Source organism: Roseibium sp. ROS1, from assembly GCF_054658215.1.
The window spans coordinates 1237620-1258141 of the sequence record NZ_BAAGIG010000002.1; the positions used below are offsets into that span (position 1 = coordinate 1237620).

Annotated in this window: 17 protein-coding genes and 1 pseudogene; 11 read left to right on the forward strand and 7 right to left on the reverse strand. The window is 56.8% G+C overall.

From position 1 onward, the window contains the following. Positions 1–337 precede the first annotated feature (337 nt). The 3 genes from ACYQ6M_RS13725 to ACYQ6M_RS13735 all read right to left on the reverse strand — a co-directional run bounded on the left by ACYQ6M_RS13725 (position 338) and on the right by ACYQ6M_RS13735 (position 5577). Positions 338–2545, reverse strand: a complete 2208-nt coding sequence (locus ACYQ6M_RS13725) for a hypothetical protein (protein WP_460074329.1) — start codon at positions 2543–2545, stop codon at positions 338–340. A 696-nt stretch (positions 2546–3241) separates the two neighbouring features. Continuing rightward, positions 3242–4507: a glycerate kinase type-2 family protein gene (locus ACYQ6M_RS13730; protein WP_460074633.1), complete on the reverse strand. Its 1266-nt coding sequence runs from the start codon at positions 4505–4507 to the stop codon at positions 3242–3244. Beyond that, on the reverse strand, positions 4504–5577 hold the full coding sequence (locus ACYQ6M_RS13735) for a tartrate dehydrogenase (protein ID WP_460074330.1): 1074 nt from the start codon (positions 5575–5577) through the stop codon (positions 4504–4506). The genes ACYQ6M_RS13730 and ACYQ6M_RS13735 overlap by 4 nt, the downstream gene beginning before the upstream one ends. A gap of 190 nt (positions 5578–5767) precedes the next feature. Here ACYQ6M_RS13735 and ACYQ6M_RS13740 point away from each other — a divergent pair, with 190 nt between their 5' ends. From ACYQ6M_RS13740 to ACYQ6M_RS13755, 4 genes are all read left to right on the forward strand, one after another. Beyond that, on the forward strand, positions 5768–6682 hold the full coding sequence (locus ACYQ6M_RS13740) for a LysR family substrate-binding domain-containing protein (RefSeq protein WP_460074332.1): 915 nt from the start codon (positions 5768–5770) through the stop codon (positions 6680–6682). Between the two features lie 119 nt (positions 6683–6801). Next, complete coding sequence (locus ACYQ6M_RS13745) at positions 6802–7779, forward strand: TAXI family TRAP transporter solute-binding subunit (RefSeq protein WP_031269398.1); 978 nt, start codon at positions 6802–6804, stop codon at positions 7777–7779. A 147-nt stretch (positions 7780–7926) separates the two neighbouring features. After that, positions 7927–10071: a TRAP transporter permease gene (locus ACYQ6M_RS13750; protein ID WP_460074333.1), complete on the forward strand. Its 2145-nt coding sequence runs from the start codon at positions 7927–7929 to the stop codon at positions 10069–10071. Between the two features lie 252 nt (positions 10072–10323). After that, the gene (locus ACYQ6M_RS13755; protein ID WP_460074634.1) at positions 10324–10797 is read left to right on the forward strand and encodes a nucleotide-binding domain containing protein; all 474 of its coding nucleotides are present in this window, start codon (positions 10324–10326) and stop codon (positions 10795–10797) included. Between the two features lie 397 nt (positions 10798–11194). Here ACYQ6M_RS13755 and ACYQ6M_RS13760 read toward each other — a convergent pair whose 3' ends face one another. After that, a complete protein-coding gene (locus tag ACYQ6M_RS13760; RefSeq protein WP_460074334.1) occupies positions 11195–12394 on the reverse strand; it encodes a tyrosine-type recombinase/integrase in 1200 nt (399 codons plus the stop codon). Positions 12395–12404: 10 nt separating this feature from the next. Next, complete coding sequence (locus ACYQ6M_RS13765; protein WP_460074336.1) at positions 12405–13043, reverse strand: Arc family DNA-binding protein; 639 nt, start codon at positions 13041–13043, stop codon at positions 12405–12407. A gap of 1016 nt (positions 13044–14059) precedes the next feature. Here ACYQ6M_RS13765 and ACYQ6M_RS13770 point away from each other — a divergent pair. The 5 genes from ACYQ6M_RS13770 to ACYQ6M_RS13790 all read left to right on the forward strand — a co-directional run bounded on the left by ACYQ6M_RS13770 (position 14060) and on the right by ACYQ6M_RS13790 (position 16252). Next, positions 14060–14239 (forward strand): hypothetical protein, encoded by a 180-nt coding sequence (locus ACYQ6M_RS13770; RefSeq protein WP_460074337.1) that lies wholly within the window; start codon positions 14060–14062, stop codon positions 14237–14239. Further along, on the forward strand, positions 14236–14841 hold the full coding sequence (locus ACYQ6M_RS13775) for a hypothetical protein (RefSeq protein WP_460074338.1): 606 nt from the start codon (positions 14236–14238) through the stop codon (positions 14839–14841). The genes ACYQ6M_RS13770 and ACYQ6M_RS13775 overlap by 4 nt, the downstream gene beginning before the upstream one ends. Before the next feature lie 75 nt (positions 14842–14916). Next, positions 14917–15225, forward strand: a complete 309-nt coding sequence (locus ACYQ6M_RS13780) for a DUF6074 family protein (protein ID WP_460074340.1) — start codon at positions 14917–14919, stop codon at positions 15223–15225. 63 nt (positions 15226–15288) lie between these two features. Further along, positions 15289–15705 carry a hypothetical protein gene (locus ACYQ6M_RS13785; protein WP_460074342.1) on the forward strand — a complete coding sequence of 139 codons (417 nt, stop codon included), beginning with the start codon at positions 15289–15291 and terminating at the stop codon, positions 15703–15705. Positions 15706–15973: 268 nt separating this feature from the next. Continuing rightward, positions 15974–16252: a hypothetical protein gene (locus ACYQ6M_RS13790; RefSeq protein WP_460074344.1), complete on the forward strand. Its 279-nt coding sequence runs from the start codon at positions 15974–15976 to the stop codon at positions 16250–16252. 156 nt (positions 16253–16408) lie between these two features. On the opposite strand, the pseudogene ACYQ6M_RS13795 reads toward ACYQ6M_RS13790, so the two are convergent. Further along, positions 16409–16588: pseudogene (locus tag ACYQ6M_RS13795) on the reverse strand (ATP-binding protein); the annotation flags it as partial. Between the two features lie 126 nt (positions 16589–16714). Between ACYQ6M_RS13795 and ACYQ6M_RS13800 the strand changes: the two are divergent. Next, the gene (locus tag ACYQ6M_RS13800) at positions 16715–19171 is read left to right on the forward strand and encodes a hypothetical protein (RefSeq protein WP_460074345.1); all 2457 of its coding nucleotides are present in this window, start codon (positions 16715–16717) and stop codon (positions 19169–19171) included. Between the two features lie 43 nt (positions 19172–19214). On the opposite strand, the gene ACYQ6M_RS13805 is transcribed toward ACYQ6M_RS13800, so the two are convergent. Beyond that, positions 19215–19763, reverse strand: a complete 549-nt coding sequence (locus ACYQ6M_RS13805) for a hypothetical protein (RefSeq protein ID WP_460074347.1) — start codon at positions 19761–19763, stop codon at positions 19215–19217. 175 nt (positions 19764–19938) lie between these two features. Between ACYQ6M_RS13805 and ACYQ6M_RS13810 the strand changes: the two genes are divergently transcribed. Further along, entirely contained in the window at positions 19939–20517 is a 579-nt protein-coding gene (locus ACYQ6M_RS13810) for a LemA family protein (protein ID WP_460074349.1), read from the forward strand. Positions 20518–20522: the final 5 nt, after the last annotated feature.

The window sequence follows — 20522 nt, forward strand, 5'->3', positions numbered from 1 at the left end:
ACGGAGTCAGAGTCCGTGGTAATCGCTCGCAATAAAGCCAATTCTGCGCTCGTTGTCGCGCCCATGTCGCATGGATGCCGGTGCTAAGTACCGAGGCTCCGAGTTCATTCATCCTCGCCAGAAATTTCTGAACTAGACCGCTTAGCGTTCACATGTCGGCCGTTCTCTGCCGTTGCAAGTGGGCCTGAAAGCAGGCCTACGCTGCGGCAGGCGCCGAGGTCCACTAGGCGGACAGTCAGGGGAGCGGGCTGTAACAGATCGGGTTGGCATCCTGCGGCTTGTGTTCATTCACCTACCAAACACTGAAGGTCATTGCCGTCGCAAATTTCATAGTGAACTAGCGTCGGAAGGGTTTCATAGTGAATCGCTTCACGCTCCTGCCGCCATTCCTCATCAAGACTTCGTTTAGCCCGGGCTTCTCGAGAAGCACGGTTTGAAGCCGATGCGAGCTCGCGAGAGCCGAGGCATCCGCTGGAGCGATGTCCGCAGCCAGAATGAGGAGCTCCGCGCATCCGGCTTCCGTCTTCGGTGGTTCGGTCTCGAGCAGAAGACGGTCTTCCATCGCGGCGACGAGATCGTCCGAAGCGCGGATCGCCATCCATCGTTCAAGATCGGATCCGCCCAGGTTTGCTTCGAGATCGAGATTGCGGGTTTGCAGGCATGCAATGCGGCGGTCACAGGCTTCGATCAGGTCGTCATGGAGATCTTTCGCAGCGGCAGACATTCGAGCGATCCATTCGCGCATGAGGCCGGACTGGACGGCATTCTTGACTGTGCCATTGGCCATGAGGGCCGCGCTGCCGATAACGGGTGCCAGAACAACGGCTCCAGCCGCCCGGATGGTGACAAGGCCAACCCACGCCCCAGCCTTGGTTCCGACGGCGCCCAACAGGCCGCGAGAGGCCCCGTCGAACATCATCCACGCGGGGAGATCTCCCATTGGAATGCGCCCCCGGGCGACTTCAAGTCCGCCGCGTAGCAAACCGATGGACAGAGCGAACTCCAGTATCTCCGGATCCGCCACTTCGGCTGCATGTCCAAGCGTTGTAGAGAGCATCTCCTCGACAGTGGGGAGATCGAAACCGGGGAGGGTCGTGACCAAGGGAGCCCATGGCTCTCCATGCGCCCGTGCCGCCTCCACAAGCGCCGCATTGGCGATCACGGGGATATCGGGGTTCTTCTCGAAATGTTCGGACAGGATCGAAAGGCTTTTGCCACACTTCACCTGTACCTCGGACCCGTCCACCAGCAGATCGAAGCCTTGCTGGTTGTTCGCCTCCGGGAAGGAAACTGCATGTCCGTCCGCAACGAGGTGGTCGTATACGAGACGCTCGGCAGTGTATCCGCGCAACGAGATCCCGGCGCCGACGCTGGTGAATTCATTGACGCTCGCCGCGAAATCGAGAGGATCGGCGAGATCCGCCTTCCGAGAGAAGTCAGCGGCCTGAAGAACCTTGGGGTCCATCGCCACCGAATGCCAGATCATCTCTCCGGCGCTAAGACCGAAGACAAGAAGGCCGTTGGCGACGTCGGTGCCGGACGGTCGGACGTTCCAGCGCCCCGGAGGCGCTATGGCGGCACGCGGCATCGGAGATCGCGTCCATCCGTCCAGTGTGGCCTTGCGTTTGCGGAGCGCGACAAGGTCCCTTTCCCGCAGCCAGAGGAAGTCCTCGTCGTTAAGGTCCCCGAGAACGCGCATGTCGGAAAGGAAGGTTTCCAGACCGAAATCGCGATTTCCCGCCCCGGAAGCGGACAGGAGAACCGTTAAACGCGCGGCGATCTGACTGCGTACGATTTGCGCGCCCTTTCCCATGCCGAGCCAGGCGATGGCCGACACGCCGATCATGACTGTCAGCGGATTGATCAAGGTGGCCAACAGGGAAACAAGGGCGGGGCCGCCGACCAGAGGGATGAAGGCGCTCGCTTGCGCCGCCAGAATGTAAGGGGCGAACCCGGCGTTGGCGACGAGGAGGGCGAATGTTGCCCAGCTGCCGCCGGCCGTCATGGCCGCAATTGCCGCTTCGTGGCCCTTGCGCAAGGCCTTCGCGATTTCGGGGTCCGCGTTTCGAGCCGCGGCCTCGACCATCTCGGTATCTGCGAAGAACGCCAGGAGCTCCTCCGCGACGATCTCTGGAAACAGCATCGGAACGGAGCGGCTCGCCATTCGTGCCAGGGAGTTTCGGATGTCGGAAGCGGCGCCGCTGATGCGCGATTGGAGGTCCGTGCCACGCACCGGTTTCGCTTCCGCGTGAAGGCGCTGCCGTACCCCCGGGCTGAGGCGTTCGGACGTTCGCACCGCCATGGCGGATGCGTATTTGATCGCGTGTTTGACGGAAAGGGGGGGCGACGAGGGAACGTCCAGGCCCTCGGAAATGCGAACCAGAAGACGAAACCTCAACGAGGCGTCCGGGGTTCTAGAATTGAAAAGACTGGTCCGCGCCTCTTGCAGGCTCGTCGCGGTCGCCTCTCGGCCAAGACCGATGCGGTCGCGAACGGCATCGACGGCGCCGACCGCCAGGGACAACCCGTCGACGGATTCGATCATCGCGATCATTCCGCAGAGTTGATCTCTGGATAGGGTTCCGATCCCCGAGAGGATGTCTGTGGCTCGTATGTCTGGAGCGGCAGGTTGAATTGCTGCGAACGCGTCTTCGTTAAGTCCGGGGGCGGAAGCCGGATGGTTCACGCTCATGGAAACTGCTTCTACCCTCTTAGCTGTCACACCACCTGATCGTGACATGTCACTCAGTGAACAATGTCCACCGAAAGATCTCAATTATCAAATTCACTAAATGAATGCCTATACTCGGCTGTAGACTGAGACTGATCGTGCTCCACCTCGGGTCCATGGATCACGCTCCGTGTATTGTGCACAGACTTTTGAAACCTGAGAACCTTTGGTAACTCGCTTCGGTCGGATTACATGTCATCCGTACGCTTGCCGGGGCGTCTCGATTCCGAAGGTGGCTGACTGGTCCTGGAGCAACCCGCCAGGCAGCTTCGCGCCGCCATTTCAGCCGTTCCTGGGTCATCAACCTAATCTGAAAACCCACCGTTCATTCCGCAAACTACCAAGGCTAGAAAGGGCGGAAAGTGTGAATTCGCTGCGGTCTACACGAATGACCGAGAGGGGGCCGCAACCGGACGGTCGGCTTACGGCAGTTGGATCAGCGTTGCGGACGATCAAATCGACTGACTTCATCGTCCTTCTCACAGATTAGTTTCACCGATTTGCGAAACCTCACGACACTAATATCGCCCTGAAGTCATTCACATTCGTAAGAGTCGGTCCGGTTCGGACGAGGTTGTCGAGCCTGTCGAAAAAACTGTAGCTGTCGTTCAAAGCCAGAAAACTGCGTGCGTCATGTCCCAAGACGTCTGCTCGTGCAAGCGTATCAGGCCCGATGATTGCTCCCGCAGCATCTTCGGTGCCGTCGATACCGTCGGTGTCAGCTGCAAGGGCATGGATGCTCTGGTCACCCTTCAACGCCAAGGCAAGAGACAGCAGAAATTCGGTATTTCGCCCCCCCTTGCCAGGAGAGTTGTTGCCGATGGTCACGGTCGTTTCTCCTCCGGACAGGAGAACAGCGGGTCTACCGACCGGCTTTCCGTGTCTGGCGCATGAAAGAGCGATACCTCCCATAACGGTTCCCACATGCCTTGCTTCGCCCTCGATGGCATCTCCGAGTAGTAACGGCGTGACCCCGGCCGCAAGTGCCACTTCCGCGGCAGCACTCAGTGACATACTCGGGGTTGCTATCAGGCGAAAGTCCGGTTCCATTCCGGTCTGAGGCTCCGAGGGACCTAGAAGGATTTGGCGTGCCGCTCGCGGTAAATCGGGTCCAAGCCTCTCGACTAGATGAGAAAGATCCTCGTGGGCGGTCGGATCGGGTTGGGTTGGCCCGGAGGCAATCGAAGCAGGATCATCCCCTGGGATATCCGAGATTGCCAAGGTGACCACGCGAGCCGGTCTCGCCGCTCGTGCCAGTCCGCCACCTTTTATCAGAGAGAGTCGCCTGCGGATCCGGTTTATGTCTTCAATTGACAGCCCGGATTTCAGGAGCAGGCGGTTGACCTGGACCTTGCCCGCAAGCGTCAAAGGCGGTTTAGGAAGCGGCATCAGCGCCGATCCACCCCCGGACAATAGCGCCAGGACGAGATCATCGGGCCCAGCCTCGCATGCGGCCTTGAGGATCGCACGCGCAGCGGCCGCACCGGCCTCGTCAGGCACGGGATGTGACGCCTCCAGAACTTTCACTCTTTCAGTCGGTACGGAGTGGCCATAGGGCGTCACTACGACACCCGAAAGGTCGACTTCCGGCCAGGCGAGTTCCAAGGCTCGCGCCATCGACGCCGCGGATTTTCCGGCCCCGACGACAACGCACTTTCCTTCGGGTTTTTCTGGCAATTTCTTTGCCAAAACTCTTGCTGGATCTGCCGCTGCGATAGCCGCGTCAAACAATTGGCGCAATAATGCATGCGCTTCCGAGCCGTTCATGGTGGTCAGGCGTTCTCGATGCGGATGGCTTCACACACCGCATCCGTCACCTCCTGGGTTGACGCCTTTCCGCCGACATCCGGCGTCAAGACCCCGTCTGCGCACACTTTCTCGACGGCGCGCATCAGGCGGCTCGCCGCATCCGGTTCGCCAAGGTGATCCAGCATCTGGGAGGCTGTCCAGAAAGTTGCAACTGGATTGGCGATCCCTTTGCCGGTTATGTCGAAAGCAGACCCATGGATCGGCTCAAACATGGAAGGAAAACGGCGCTCCGGATCGATATTGCCCGTTGGGGCAACGCCGAGGCTACCCGCCAGGGCACCGGCAAGATCTGAAAGAATGTCGGCATGAAGGTTGGTCGCAACGATCGTATCGAGGCTTCTGGGATTCTTTACCATGCGAACGGTCATCGCATCGACGAGCATCTTGTCCCAGGTGACATCCGGAAATTCTTGTGAGACTTCGGTTGCTATCTCGTCCCACATGACCATACCGAAGCGCTGCGCATTGGATTTGGTCACGACTGTAAGGTGTTTACGCGGGCGGGACTGGGCAAGTCGGAATGCGTACCGCATGATCCGGGTCACTCCGACGCGCGTGAATATGGCGACTTCCGTTCCCACTTCCTCAGGGAGCCCTTTGTGTGCCCGACCGCCATGGCCGGAATATTCGCCTTCCGAGTTTTCTCGAACGATTACCCAGTCCAGATCCCCAGGGCCAACCCCTTCCAGTGGCGAGGAAATACCCGGCAGGATTTTTGTTGGCCTAACGTTCGCGTATTGATCGAACCCCTGGCAGATCGGCAGTCTAAGGCCCCACAAGGTGACATGATCCGGCACGTCCGGCGCACCAACAGCACCGAAAAAAATCGCATCAAATCCTTTCAGCTGCTGCGTACCGTCGTCCGGCATCAATGAACCTGTTTTCTTGTAGCGATCGGAGCCCCAGTCAAAATGGGTCACATCCAGCGAGAAGCCGCCGTCGCGTCGTGCCAGCACATCCAAAGCCTGCAACCCAGCATCAATAACCTCCGGCCCTATACCGTCCGCGGGAATGGCTGCGATCTTGTAATGTTTCATGGTTTCTTTCTGAGCCTCAGAGAATGTTTGGAACCGGATGGATCGCCGGATTTTTCTGGAGCGCTGCCTGATTTACGCTCGGGACAGACGCGTTCAAACTTCGATCAGACGTTAGGAGGTATTTGCTGGACGGCTCAACGTACATAAGATTATATACAAAGCTGCAATAATTGAGATTAATGATCCTGCCGTGAATATCTATCAGATCAGATGTTTTCTCAGTGTCGCGGATACGCTGCATTTCGGCCGTGCCGCACAGTCCATGGACATGCTGCCAGCTTCCCTGGGACGGCAGATCAAAATCCTTGAAAACCAGCTCGATACCAAACTCTTTTTCAGAACAACCCGCAATGTCTCGCTGACGGCCGCCGGGAGCGCTATTCTGGAAGATGCCAGGTCATTGGTCGCACAGGCGGATCAGCTGGAAGAAAAGATCAGAGCCATCCGGAAAAGTGAAAAACCCCTACTCCGGGTCGGGGCGATTGACAGCGCCTCTGCGGGACTGATGCCTCAACTCTTGCAGTTCTTCCGTGCCGAACACCCGGACATTGAAGTTCAACTCTTTGAACAGAAGACAATCCACCTACTACCCAAGTTGTTAAGCGGAAGCCTTGATATCGCATTCTGCCGTCCGCCGGATATACGCGATCCCCGAATTAACTTCCGGACACTTTTCTACGAAACAGCCGTGGTTGCGTTGCCGGAAGATCATATCTTGGCGAAACAGAATGAAATCGTCATCGAGGATCTGGCAGACATTCCCCTTATCGTTCCGGATCGCCGGTCCAGGCCGCATTCGCATGACCTCACGATCAAGTTGTTTATGGACGCCGGACTGACGGCCCGCATCGCTCAGATTGCGGAAGAAAAACACACGATTGTCAATCTTGTTGCCACGGGTACCGGTCTGGCGATTGTTCCCCGCTGGACAGCACGCATCGCCATACCTGGCGTTCGTTTTCTGCCTCTTTCAATTCCACCCGGAGCAACGCGGTCGAAGCTCATATTGGCCGCCGCCTGGACCCGTGGAACGAGGGATCAGCAACGGGACGCCTTGCTGGACGTTCTGGACAGGAACCTGCAAACCATTGAAGACAGTGCCTGATAATAACGAAAAATAATATAATCTTCATAGCATTCTCTGCAGTCTCGTTCTTCTTCATGCTGCATCCAGTGGCATCGCGTAGATCCATAGCAATGCCAAAGGAAAACATGGGAGGAAACATGTCTATCAGGATTTCATCAGCCGCGGCCCTGCTTGCTGGCGCACTTTGCGTTATGCCTGCCAGCGCACAGGACAAGGATGGCTGGCCAAGCAGTGTCACGATCGGAACTGGCAGCCAAGGCGGCACCTATTTCGGATACGGAAGCGGGTTCGGAGCCATGATCAGCGAGGCACTGGGTATCAATGCCGGCGCGGAAATCACAGGCGGCCCTGTTCAGAACGTAACGCTTGTCGAAACCGGTGAACATCAGCTGGGCTTTGTTACGCTCGGCCCTGCCGATGAAGCCCGCAAGGGTGAAAGCCCGCTCATGCCGGGCGTGCCGCATGAAAACGTCCGTGCGCTGTTCCCAATGTATCAGACACCGCTTCAGGCTGCGGTTCTTGCAAGTTCGGACATCAAAGGCTTTGCAGACCTCAAGGATGGTGTGCGTGTTGGCGTCGGCCCGGCCGGCGGCACGTCGGCGACCTATTGGACACGCTTCTTCGAAAATACAGACAGCGGTGTCGTCATCAGCAATGCCGGAGGTGCCGATACGGCGGGACAGCTCAAGGACGGCCTGATCGATGCGTTCGTCTATGCCGCCGGATTGCCGACCGGAGCCTACGCACAGCTGGCAGTCGAAAACGACGTGCGGTTCTTGTCGATGGATGACGAAACGCTAGCCAAGATGATGGAAATCGTGCCTGCGATGCAGCCGTTCCTCATTCCGGCGGACACCTACGAAGATCAGCCGGAAGGCCTGCAGACGGTGTCGCTCTGGAACTTTGCAATTGCGCACAAGGACATGCCGGAAAGCCTGGCCTATGAAATCACCAAGCTTGCGATGGAAAACCATGAGCGCATGGTCCAGAACCATGCAGCCGCCAAGGAAACGCTCCCTGAAAACGTGGTCAAGAACACGGTCATTCCATTCCACCCGGGCGCGATCCGCTGGTTCAAGGAAAACGGATACGACTTTCCTGGCTTCAACCGGTAAGCCTGTCCTTCTTCGCTAGAACGCACGGGCGGTTGAACCTGCTTCTCCGCCCGTGTTGCGTTTCCAATCCCACGCCAGAGCAGCCAGAACATGACCTCATCGCCGAATACACCGACACAGAATGAAGAAAAAGTTCACGCGGCGTCTTTGATCGAAGAGCAGACCGCACGCGCACTGGTGGATGAAGAGCCGATATCTGGTAATCAGCGTAATTTCACCGGCACTCGCAACGCAATCGTTGCCTGTCTGTGTGTGGCTTACACGGTCTTTCATCTACTGGTGATGAATGTGTATCCGCTGGAAACCTGGGCCTATCGCCTCACACATGTTGGCGGAGGGCTGTTCCTAGGTTTTCTATTGTTCGGTGCAACTTCGATGGAAGCCAAGGGACGCACTTCTGGCTCGCTCCTTGCCAACGCAATTCTTGCGGTTGCCGGTGCGGCGGTCCTTTATGGCGCCGCCGGCGTGACAGCTATCTGGATCAATGGCGAAGTGCTGGGAGCGGCTCTTCCACCAGCTTGGGCCATGAGCAGTTTCGGAATGCCTCTCGCCGCCGGGACCGCGCTTGCAATCGTTCACAGCTGGGTCTTTCCGCACACGAAACGGACAAGATTCGCACCGTCAGATGTTCTTCTCGCGGTCGCCGCAGCCGCCTGCACAGCATACCTGATCTTTTTCTCCCGTCAGCTCCAGCTGCGCGCCGGCATGCCAATGGCACTCCCGGGAGATATGTGGGCCGCCATCACGGGTGTGCTATTGATCATTGAGTTGACGCGCCGGTTGGCAGGACTGGCTCTCGTCTTTATAGCCGGTGTCTTTGTTGCCTATGCGTTCCTTGGTCCTTGGCTGCCCGGGATTTTCGAACACCGCGGCTATGATGCGAAGCGCTTCTTCTCCTACATCTTCACGGACAATGGCATCCTTGGTGCCCCGATAGCCATTTCCTCGACCTATATCGTCCTGTTTGTTGTCTTTGCTGCATTCCTGCAGACGACGCGCGTTGGCGAGTATTTCGTGAATCTCGCGTTCGCGGCGGCTGGTCATCGTCGGGGGGGGCCGGCAAAGGTAGCCATTTTCGCCTCGGGCCTGATGGGCATGATTAACGGTACCTCCGCAGGTAATGTCGTGGCCACGGGATCATTGACGATTCCGATGATGAAGCGGGTCGGCTACCGGCCACAGACGGCGGCTTCGGTGGAAGCCGCTGCTTCAACCGGCGGCCAGATCATGCCGCCGATTATGGGGGCGGGAGCGTTCATCATGGCCGAAATCACGGGCATCTCCTACATGGAGATTGTTTGGGCGGCCATAATTCCTGCAATTCTCTACTTCATTTCCATCTACTTCATGGTCGATCTTGCTGCGCAGAAAGCAAACATGAAAGGACTGCCCCGCGATCAGCTGCCGAAGATTGGATCACTTGTCCGACAGATATACCTCTTCACGCCGATTGTGGTTCTCATCTACGCGCTGTTCGCGGGCTATTCCGTAATCCGCTGCGGGACACTTGCGATGATTACCGCAGCCGTAGTGTCCTGGCTGACACCAAACAGGATGGGACCACGCCAGTTGTTCCACGCGCTCGATATCGGCGCCCGGATGGTGCTTCAGCTCGTGGCGGTATGCGCCACTGCAGGCATCATCGTCGGCGTGATCGCACTGACTGGCATCGGCTCCCGCTTTTCGACCGTATTACTTGCGCTTGCTGATCAGAGTCAGATTCTGGCGCTATTCTTTGCCATGATCGTGTCGATCGTGCTTGGTATGGGAATGCCGACGACAGCCGCCTACGCGGTAGCGGCGAGTGTCATCGCACCCGGCGTGGTGAACCTGGGCGTTGAACCGCTCGTCGCACATCTTTTCATCTTTTACTTTGCAGTCATGTCCGCGATTACGCCGCCTGTTGCCCTTGCTGCTTATGCCGGCTCCGCTCTTGCAGGGTCCGACCCGGTGAAGACCAGTGTCGAGAGTTTCCGAATTGGGCTCGCTGCATTTGTGGTACCCTACATGTTCTTCTTCTCGCCCGCTATGCTGCTCAATGGCAACTGGTTCGAGATTTCTCATGTAGCCATCACGGCAATCGCAGGCGTCTACCTGTTGTCGTGCGCTGTTCAGGGCTGGTTCTTTGGCCACGCCGGAATGGTTGTCCGAGTGGGACTTCTGGTCGGCGGATTGACAATGATTGCGGGAGGTTGGGTTACCGATACGATCGGTCTCGGTATCGCGATTGTCCTTGCGGTCACCCAGAAGAAGATTGTTCAAGCCAGAGATCTTGCGCACGGGGCGGATTAATACAAATGAGGGCGGCATCGACCGCCCTCATTTGCTCTCAATGCGGGTATCAAGAACAACTTCGCATGATGGCAAATTCAAACGTGATGCCGGTATGCGCTTTTGCAAAAGTGGCACGAAGTTGGCTTGCTGCAGCCACCGGCAGCTTTGCCGCCCCTTGTCGACCAGTACCGTATCGCAGTTGTTTCAGGAGGCTGTTCGCCGACAACCGCGCGCTAGATCGAAACCGCGGAAGATCTGAGTTTCAAGGGCATAAAGGTCGACTTCAGGGCGCTTGCAACGGGTGACGGACTGAAGCAGAAAGTCGAACGCGTATTGCAGACGGCTTCAGCGGCACTCCAGGCAGGACAGAGCCCGATCATTTACACCGCCAGGGGCGAAACGGTTTCGGGTCCGTTGAACCTCGAGAGGGTCGGAAAGACCCTTGGACTCCTTCTGGCCACCCTCAAGGACCGGCATCATCTTGAGCGTGTTGCTGTGGCCAGCGGAGACACATCAAGCCATGCTCTGGCCACACTGGGCATTCTCGCCCTGACACTCCACCACGCCATCCCGACTACACCAGTTTCACCGGTGTGCACTACGCATACCTGCGGTGGATCTGAATTCGAGATTTCATTGAAGGGCGGGCAGATCGGAAATGACAGGTATTTCGTGGATCTCCGTCACGGAGCGTTCAAAGGTTGGATAACGAAACCATGTAAGCAACCAAAGAGTGGCTTTTAGCGACTTGCCGAACACGTGCCATGACCTCTATCGATAGATCAATCTCAGCATTTGCAATGTCCGCTTTCGACAGCGCAGAGCTTCCATTAAACGTCCGAAATGGGGACGCAAAGCCGCCATTGATTGAGACGACAGCCAATGTCAGCAGTGGGCCGAGAGCTACCGCAGAAATTGTCATAACGAATGTCGGCTTGGGTGACCGAGTATTTGGGATCCGGCAGTCTGGTGATGGCCCATTTCGGTCATTCAGGGATTGTGAATTTACTGGTGTCGTCAATCGCCATTCTAACCGACAGTGGCCCGAACGCGCGACTGATGGGTGAAGACTTCCCGCCCGATAAAAGAGACCAAACCGACCCTAAACTGAGATCCAAATCTCGCCAATCAAGTTGTTTCGCTATGTCCCTTTCATTCCAAGTAACATGTTTTCAGCAGCCGCCAGGTCCTTCGCTTCGTCCGTGGCCGGGAACAAATGCCCGTAGGTGTCATACGTGACCGTGATGGAGCTGTGACCGAGGCGTTCCTGGACCTGCTTGGGAGAGAGCTCCAGACCACCGTCTGCCTTTCGGTTTATGCACCAAGACGCAAACCAGTGCCGAAGCGCATGGAGGCCTGAGTATTTGGGCGATGCGACCGGTTCTCCATCCTTGCCGTTCGCCGCAGTGGTCACGCCGGCTGAGAGCTGGACCGGATGATATCCGCGCTTGATGATGTTGGCATGGTACTCGATGTTGCCGGCGCCATTCGGAAAGACCAGATCGGCATCACCGTTGGGACAGGCAAGTTTCCATTCCTTCAGCGTATTGATCACGATCGGGGGCAGGGGGATCGTTCTGTGCCCGGCATCGGATTTCGGAAGGCCAATGGTCTGGTACTTGTCCGCCCGCTGGCGCACCTCGAGCTCACCTTTGTTCAGATCCACTGACGACCAGCTCAAGCCGCGGAGTTCTGAAGAACGGAGACCGCTGAAGATAGCTGTTATCAGGAATGGACGAAAACTGCCTCCAGCAGCCTCAATTAATGCACGGACCTCTTCCTTGGTGGGTATGTCCACCCCATACTTGAGTCGCGCGTTTTTCCTTCCCTGAGAGGAATTTTTGCTCTTCCTGCGGCTTTTCATTTCGTGGACGGCATTGCGCACCACCAAACCGCGTTCCTGGGCGTCGGAGAGAACACTGCCAAATGAAACGGTGACCCGGGAGATCATCGCAGCCGATCGGCCGTTGTCTCTTAAATCATCCTGGAAGGCGCGGACGGCCGGCACATTGATCTTGGAAAGCTTCAGGGGACCAATAAACGGGTTGATGTGAAGGCGGGTGTGCTGCTCGTACTGATCGAGCGTGGAGCGCTCCAAGCCGCTCCGGATGCAGTTTTTCAGCCAGGCCGTGCAAGCTTCCTCCACGGTGATGGTGTCGCGATCGGGAACGTGGGTGCCATCGCGGACCTCGACGCCAGCGGTCAGTGCAAACGCGTCGGCTTCCTTCTTCAACTTGAAGGTCTTAAGCCGCCGCTTGCCGCCTTGGTCCTTATAATCGACCACCCAAGCGGAGCGTTCTTCCCCATTACCGTCGGTCCAGGTGCGCTTACGAACGGACATCGATCAGTCCTCAGAAGGGAAGGTCATCGTCGATATTGGTTGGACTGTTGGCAGCTTGCTGTTCTAGTTTTTGCCGATGAACCACGCTTCCAACTGTTTCGAGAACTTTCTCCACACTTCCACCTTCGACCGCGCCAGATATAAGCTTGAGATGTTCATCGCTCAGATCAGGAAAAAGCGATTTAATGCGTTCTAGGCGAGCCGGTTCTTCGACATTAATGAACTTTGCTGTAGTACCGGATTTGCTGAGTTGTTCTTCTTCTTCTTCATCAAGATTTAGAAGGCCTCGGTCATCTTCCATTCGCTCTTCAAGGTATCTTTGCCAACGCCAGTCCATCGCGGCAATTGCTTCATCATCCACACCGCCTACCTGACCGGTTATTATACCGCGCACGGTCTCTTCGAGCTCATTTGCGAGTTTGATAATTCGGTCGTCTGAGCCACCTTTGCGAATGACCAAAAGCATTTTGAGCAGATCAGAGATCCGACTATCCACATTCCAAGGTTCGGGAAACTCTCTTTCGAGAAGTCTCACTATTTCCTCGTTCATGGAACGACCGTGCAGTTCTGCATAGATCTTAATGCGGTCTCTGAGGCCCGGTGGCATTCGCAGTTGGAATTGATCCGGTTTAGCGCGTTTCTCTGACATCTATCCATTTCCACTGAAAGTCATATCCATCGGGTGTATAGCGCTTGACGTCAATCATATCCATTGGATATTATTCGCTTTGTATCCAATGGATAGAAAGGAAGATATAGTGAGTGAAAGTGAGCCTCTAGATCTCATCTGGGGAGTTGACGAGATCGGTCGCGTAATCGGTCGCAATTATCAACAGGCCTACCATCTGATCCGATCAGGTAAGCTCCCGATGGTAAAGCGGGTCGGGGAACGTTACGTCGCCAGCAGGTCCAAGTTGGTGGCATTTTTTCAGGAGGCCGCGGAGTGACACGCACCCAACTCGCTGCCATCTGGCCTCCCACTGCTGGGGTAGCCGAAGAGGCTGGTCACAAGCGTATGACGCCGATGCAGGCTATTCGGGCCAAGTGCCTGGACTGCTCTGTCTACCAACCAAGTGAAGTTCGGCTCTGTGAAGCGATTGATTGCTCGCTTTGGCCCTTTAGGGCAGGGCGGCACCCATACACCAGCGCGAAGCTCGGAAACACCGCCCAGGAAGCGGATTTCGAACAAAAAGAAGGCCCGGCAGAGGCTGCAACCTCTCCGAGCCGTGGTTCACAACATCCCTACGAGGAATGCAGCAATGAACATGCAGACAAATAGCACACTTCAATTGAACTCACTAGCCCTCGGGAGCAGCGCGCAACTGATAGAACATCTGCAGAAGGTCGGTCTGTGCGCGACGTGGGCAGAGGTTGACGACATGATTGAGAGGCTCATCGAGCTCACAGATATCCGAGACGGCGATTGCGACCTTGAAGACACTCACGACGCGGAACGGGATAACTACCTCCTATGACTGAGCAGAACCAACACGAGCCGCTTGGCGTCATTTGGGGCGTTGCTGCCATTGCACAGGTAATCGGTCGAACACCGCGGCAGACATATCACGCACTGGAGAAGGGAGCCTTGCCGGCCCAAAAGGTCGCCGGCCGCTGGTGCGCATCCCGAAAAAAGCTTGAACAGCTCTTTGAGGGAGAGGATGCGGCATGATCGGGAGCCGATCTTTTGTGGTCCTGGACGGCGCTGAGGAAATCGGCGTCGTCATTCACACCGAGCACGGTTTCGAAGCGTATCACCACGTACTCGGTTTTCTGGCGACATACCAGGCCATCGAAGACCCCCGACTGCCTATACTCGTCCGGGGCAGAAGGGAGGATGCCGCTTGAGCTACCAAAACCCCAGAGACAAGAGCCGCACAAGCTCCGGCAAGAAGGCAAACCTTCGAGAGAAGTTTCGTTCTCCGCCCAAGTATGGGGAGCATGAATCGGGCAAAGCGTGGATCTGGGAAACCGAGGAGTTTCTATCGTCCCCAGCCTACACTTCGCTGTCGATAAATGCCTTGAGGATCTATAACCGCATCAAAGTCGAATACTTGCGCCAAGGGCGGATAGGCAACGGTGATCTGATCGTCACTCACGACAATTTCCGCGATTTCGGTGCATCTGCGAACCTTGTCGCTGACGCAATCGACGAGCTTGTGTTCAAGGGACTTGTCACGGTTAGACGCGGAAAGGCCGCCGACGGAACACCACACCCAAATCTCTTTAGGATCACCTCTTTTGGCACAGATAAAGGGGAGCCGTGGACGAATGAATGGAAAGCCATTACGGCCGAAGACGTTGAGCGCTGGCCGGAGGTTAGAGCAAACCAGCGCGCTGTACGCAGGTCCAAAGCGGCAAAGAAGAAAAAACGCTCGCTCTCAGAACAGAGAGTGTCTCGCTCTCAGAACAGTGAAACGGCAGTTATTGTTGGAGGCTTCAACGCATGAAAACGCCTACTCTTTTCGCCACAAGGTCCGCTCACTGTTTTGCGAGTACTATCTATATTTTCCCGGAGGGTGGCCATGCAGAGAAATGAATTCGACCTTCCCTTATTCGAATGGAACCGATCTCCCAAGGTGATCCCTTTCCCATGTGCTCGAAGGGTTGGGAAGATCCGGCGCGTTGCCGAGGTGCTCTCGCAAAAATCCAACTCTCCGAAAGATGTCTCAATCTACTGGAAGCGGATCCTAATCGATCTCGAACGCCAAATGGCCAGGGCCGGTGTTGATCCGGAACAGATCGAAATTGAGCTCCAAGAGTTCAAAACTGCCTGCCGATGCGAGATGCGATCGCCCGCACACACCGGTCGGTTTCCTGATCATGCCGATTAACACGAATAAGCAAAGGCTTTGCGGATTGTGATAGAAATCGGATTTAGAAAGCTAGGATGACTCATGGCTTCAGGTGCAATTGTCGATCGTCTTGCCGCCGAATTTGGTGTCCGCTTCGTGCCGGCAACCGTGAAACCGCGCGGCCGGCATGAGTCCCGTGCCCGTCGGACCTGTCAGAAGCTTCTCCGCGTCCACGGACCTGAGCATCTGCGGCAGGTACTTGGCATGATCAACAGCAAGAAGAACCGGGGAAGCTGGCAGGCGCCATGCATCACGGCGGTGTCTTGGCTCATCCTGAACCGTGAGGAGCTGACGCGGCGGGCTTGCTTCCTCGACATCTTCGACGATCTGGACCTGGAAGCGATCCTTGCACGGGCAAAGCAAGTGAACCCGGCAGAACCGACAGCAACAATGCGAATTCTGCTCAGCGACGAAATGTTCCGGCGCATTGCCGACAAGGAACTGAAGAAAGTGGCGTGATCAAAGTCCCTATCATCACCGCCGCGCTTCTTTGCTGACGTCATTGTCTCCAAGGCTGATGAAAGGTCCTCTCCCATATCCCGGGTGATCGACGGGGATACCTTCCAGCTTTCCCGGCCGTTGGTGAAAATCCACCTCTGCGGTGTCGATACCCCGGAGCACGAACATCGCGGTACAAGGAATCGGCAGATTTCCTGAAATACATGGTCAACGGCAAAGCCCTTCTATGTCGTACCATAGGCATCCGCATCAACAGTCCCGTGGCGCCATGGTCGATCATTGGCTGGTAAAAACCGTCGGCGGGGAAGCGACCGATCAGATCTGCGAGTGCTTCCGCACGCTCTCCGCGGAGCACAGAGAGGCCGGCGTCCGGCATGTCGTGATCCCGATGGGAAGCACGAGCCCGATGGCGCAGGCGCGGCGGGTGCTCATCACGGAGTTGGAGAATGGGGTGAGTGCCCGGCAGGCCGCGCGCAAGGCCGGCGTGTCGGAGAGGACGGCGTTCCGCATGCGGGCGAAGTTGAGGGAGGGGAGGAGGGCGGCGTGAGGGGAAATGTCGTCTGGACAGCAGAGTAGGCAGCTAAGCAGATGCAAGTAACGGGCAGTGCATTCATGCGCTTCAGTTTCATCGAAACACCGCAATCGGCGTCCCTGAAACCGGCAACGGACCAAACATAGTTCTCGGCACGGAGAGCATGCAGCACTCGGCAAATGCCAGGATGGTGGTGACGATGATCGATGTGCGTTCATAGAGTTTGCTAATCAGAGGGAACAGCAGCTGTCCGCCTGTCTGGGCGAATGTCAGATAGTCCGATCCGTCGAGGATCACGAGATCGGAACGGACGAGCCGGTTGGCGATCTGCCCTGCCTTCCCGTAGGCCTTGTTAGAGAGCAGTGGTGCTGGAGGGGTGAGGTCTTTTGACCTCGTCATCACTCACATGGGTGATGTGCCAATCCGTACGCAGGTCGAGAATGCGACTTTTCAACCTGCTCCGCGAGCGTCCGCACAATGTCCCGACTTCCCAACTGGATTTTCTCACTTGCTTGCATTGGCTTTCTCTTCGGAGCTGATGCAGTTTCAAGTTGGGCGAAGAGTGAAGAAGTTGATCGATTTTCTCTTGAAGTTGGAGAAACGCAGCTCTCCGGATTGGCGACGCGAAGTGGCGAAGACGCGCTTGAGATTCGTCTCGTCGCAAAATGGGGGGACAACTGCTACTCTTCCCTGGGAGAACCTGATGGCGAGCCGTCTTCTGAGTGGATAGCGCTCTGTGAATCCCTGCAAAAGGATGGATCGGGTGTCTTTACCGGCACATTGCAGCGAGATCCCTGGTCAGCGGTTTCAGCCTTTACCGGAGAACTGAAGCGAGAAGATACCGGCTTTTCTCGTGAGTTTACTCTGACGCCAGGAAATGGTTGCTATACCGATCTTGGAATTGGCCTGCCTTCGTCGCTGATGGCGTTTCACAAGCTTACATCCTGCAAAAGACGGTCAACGTCCACATCTTCGACAGCAGACGAGGACCCTACCGCATCCGCAGCACCGTTTCCGGTCCTGCTTATTCGTGAAGGTCATCGCTTTGAAGGCTTCGCCACGCCCTATGGGGCAGGCCGGATGGAACTGGACATGAAGTTTGCGGCCGATGATGCAGTTGTGTGTACACGTGCGTTTGATGCGGAAAATGATGCATACAAGCAGGGTTGGCAACGAATGTGCCAGAGCGCTACCCGTTTCGGTGAGCTGCGACTAGCCGGCATGCTCGAGGTGACTGGCGGCGGCGTTGTAAAGGTCCTCGAGGGGGAGCTGACCGGGCGGGATCCGGCATTTGCTGTGGATGTGAAAATCGAGTCCAGCAACGATTGCGTTTTGCGCATTGCGACCCGAGGTTCGGGCAATCTTTATTCGTATTTCGAAACGGAATGCTCGCCGAACGGCAAAGGAGGGCTCCCTTCATCCTCCGAGGCGACCCGGGCTGAGGCGGGTGATGACGCCGAGCTGGTGGATGCCATCAACAATTGGTTTCAGGCAAGTGAACCGAGTGACGCCCAGGCCGGCAGCAACTCGTCGCCTGAAGCAGATGGTCAGGCCCCTTTGGTGCCAGGCGGTCTTACGGACCGGGCTAATAATCTGGGTCCGGTCGATGGGGCCGATGACGATCTCTTTCCAGTCGCCGGAGCGGGGTACCTCAAGCTGTTTTTCTTCAAAGTTGAGAAGGGGGCGCCTGACGGTGGCAATTCATCTGAACCATGGGCGCGAATTCAATTGGCACGCGTTGCTCCGGGTCAGGAAGAGATCCGCATCGACAGCTACAGTCAGTGCCCAAACGATGTGAAAATCGCCGCTCCGGCTTTCTGCAAAATGGCGGAAGAGAATATTGGTGAGGCGATTGCGATTGAAGATTATGGTTTCAACGGCAGCTACGGAATTGGTCGTTTCACCTACAATGGCGACACCTGGTTTTTGCGGTTGCGTGGCGACACCGGAAAACTCGAGGCGGATCTTATCCGCACGCGACTCATGGCGCAGAGCGGTCTGGGCGTGAACCCGACCGCACGGGATGCCAAGCCTGAATATGATGTTGGTGGCCGGCAACTGCCTGTGGCTTTCGAGGATCTCTATCCCCTGGACGGTTATGGCCACATGCAGGTCTTCATTGCGGAAAAGATGCCGATTTCAACCGGCCGTCCCAATGTGCTGGTCCAAAGCGGAGATGTGGTTTTTCGCGGCACCGGAAGCAACGCGCGCATTCATATTGATGACTACGGCCAATGCCCGACTGGCGTGAGTACGCGCTTTTGCAACGAAACCCAAAACGGCCTGAACCGGTCCTGGCCGGTTGAAGACTACCGGTTCAACGGGGCGATTGGCACTGGTGAGGTGAGCTACGCGGGGACGCGCTATGTTGTCGTGCTCTCCCAGGTGTCGAGCGGTCAAATTGAGGCGCAATTTTACCTGAGCGACAAGGCGACCCTTGGCATGTTTCTAACGAAAGTCGGTCCATACGAGGAACAGCCCGACGATCATGCCGAAGCCGGTGCTCCCGCTTGTGCTTCCGGCTTTCAGGGGCAGGCGCTGGTGGTCTTCGCTCGCCCGAAGAACCACAAGGACGAACCCCTGGCTTGGTGCTCAGGGCGAGCATGTGTCGACCAGGACATCGGATATGCGCATACGATGTGCGAGGTTGCCTATCGCGAAGACTTGCGCCGCTCCGGGGAGCTTACACCAGGCTCAGCCGAGACACAGATCTTGTGGGGCAAGGCATGCGGAATCCAGGGTTCGCCTCAAAATGCCGCGGCCTTCAAGGTCAACGGTGCCCGGTCAGGCATATTCCTTGATGCTCCGGCACGTGTCATGGAGGCCTATCGCCATCTGAATGAGGGGCAGTCACTCGATTTCTGGCTGGACTACGAAAGCTGTTCGAGCTGCCAAGCGATCGAGGCGCTGGCTTGTGAGAAGTTTGAGGGCTGACGCCAAAGTGCCAAGGCGCCAACCGATGATGTTGGGATGAAGATCACTCCCGCGTCAGGACAAACTGGAGACGCGCGGTGGCTGGTCCTGTTTCGGCAACAGAAAGGCCCACCATCTGATCCGCTGAGGCCATCCAAAGATAGAGATCCGTAACAGGACCTTTGCCGGTGCCCACCGATTGTCCGCGCAGGAACGGCATGTCCTCGACCTTGCAATCGTAGAGGATTTCCATCTCCTGCGTGTTCACTGCGGCGAGAGGGTCCGGATCATCCTCCCGTGGGTCGAAACTGGCTTGGGTCGTCTGATCCCAATATACGGCAAAATCGCGTTTGACTGTCTCGCCTCGCAGCTGAAGGTGATCCTCCTCGAGGGAGAGGCGCATGACCATGGTGGGCGGCAAGGTCTCCATGGCCTGTGGCCGGCCCGAAACAGTCAACAGACCTTTTGTCCATTCCAGCTTCCAGTTTCCTTCGATATCGGTTTCGTGGTCGCCGAAATAGCTCTCGGCGCGCAGCCCACATGGTGATGCCACAGCCGCAGTCGCCATGGTGAAACCGGCGGCTATCACGCCTGCAAAGATCAGTGTCTTCATTGATGTCCCATTCGTTCCTTCAAGTGGAGCCAAGTTGTCTCGGGCGCCTCACCCTCGTTTGAAACAGCGGGCGGCGCGTCACTCAGATGAGTGATGTGCGATTGGGCTATTCGGTCTCTTGTCAGGGCAATCGCGTAACACTTTTCCTGAAGGGGGGCTGAATGTGGTCGGCCAGTTGTTGATTTTGCTCGTTGCTCTGCTGGCCCTCTGCGCGGGCCTCACCCTGGTCTACGTCGTCACCTTCAACGGACTGCAGACGGCCCAAACCCAGGTCGTTGAGACCTGGTCCGGAATTGAGGTCCAGCTGAAACGGCGGCATCAACTCGTTCCGGGGCTGGTTTCAGCGGTGAAGTCCGCCATGCGCCATGAGACGGCATTGTTTGAGAAGCTGATCGAGGTTCGAAATCAGGCCGAAGTTGCCATGAGATCAGGGGATGCGGACGAAATCTCCAAGCAGGAAGGTGCGTTGTCTCATCACCTTCGAGGGGTCTTGGTTCAAGTGGAGGATAACCCGGCCATCACAGCGACCGGGAACATTGAAGCCTTTCAGAAACAGCTTGAAGAGACGGAGGATCAGATCGCGGCGGCTCGCAGGATCTACAACGGCAACGTTCAGAACCTGAATGCGCGTATCGCAAGTTTTCCGGGCAACATGATCGCACCGCGTCACGGCATCAGACCGGCCAATTCGTTCGTGCTTGGCGAAAGCGAATTCGAAGCTGTCTACGCGGGACCGGAGGTGGCACTCCATTAGGGGGC

Excerpts from the sequence above, each read along its gene's own strand:
- ACYQ6M_RS13785 (WP_460074342.1), top strand. The coding sequence starts at position 15,289 with ATGGCTTCAGGTGCAATTGTCGATCGTCTTGCCGCCGAATTTGGTGTC.
- ACYQ6M_RS13770 (WP_460074337.1), top strand. The coding sequence starts at position 14,060 with ATGATCGGGAGCCGATCTTTTGTGGTCCTGGACGGCGCTGAGGAAATC.
- ACYQ6M_RS13735 (WP_460074330.1), bottom strand. The coding sequence starts at position 5,577 with ATGAAACATTACAAGATCGCAGCCATTCCCGCGGACGGTATAGGGCCG.
- ACYQ6M_RS13790 (WP_460074344.1), top strand. The coding sequence starts at position 15,974 with ATGGTCGATCATTGGCTGGTAAAAACCGTCGGCGGGGAAGCGACCGAT.
- ACYQ6M_RS13780 (WP_460074340.1), top strand. The coding sequence starts at position 14,917 with ATGCAGAGAAATGAATTCGACCTTCCCTTATTCGAATGGAACCGATCT.
- ACYQ6M_RS13765 (WP_460074336.1), bottom strand. The coding sequence starts at position 13,043 with ATGTCAGAGAAACGCGCTAAACCGGATCAATTCCAACTGCGAATGCCA.
- ACYQ6M_RS13805 (WP_460074347.1), bottom strand. The coding sequence starts at position 19,763 with ATGAAGACACTGATCTTTGCAGGCGTGATAGCCGCCGGTTTCACCATG.
- ACYQ6M_RS13760 (WP_460074334.1), bottom strand. The coding sequence starts at position 12,394 with ATGTCCGTTCGTAAGCGCACCTGGACCGACGGTAATGGGGAAGAACGC.
- ACYQ6M_RS13725 (WP_460074329.1), bottom strand. The coding sequence starts at position 2,545 with ATGATCGAATCCGTCGACGGGTTGTCCCTGGCGGTCGGCGCCGTCGAT.
- ACYQ6M_RS13800 (WP_460074345.1), top strand. The coding sequence starts at position 16,715 with ATGTCCCGACTTCCCAACTGGATTTTCTCACTTGCTTGCATTGGCTTT.
- ACYQ6M_RS13745 (WP_031269398.1), top strand. The coding sequence starts at position 6,802 with ATGTCTATCAGGATTTCATCAGCCGCGGCCCTGCTTGCTGGCGCACTT.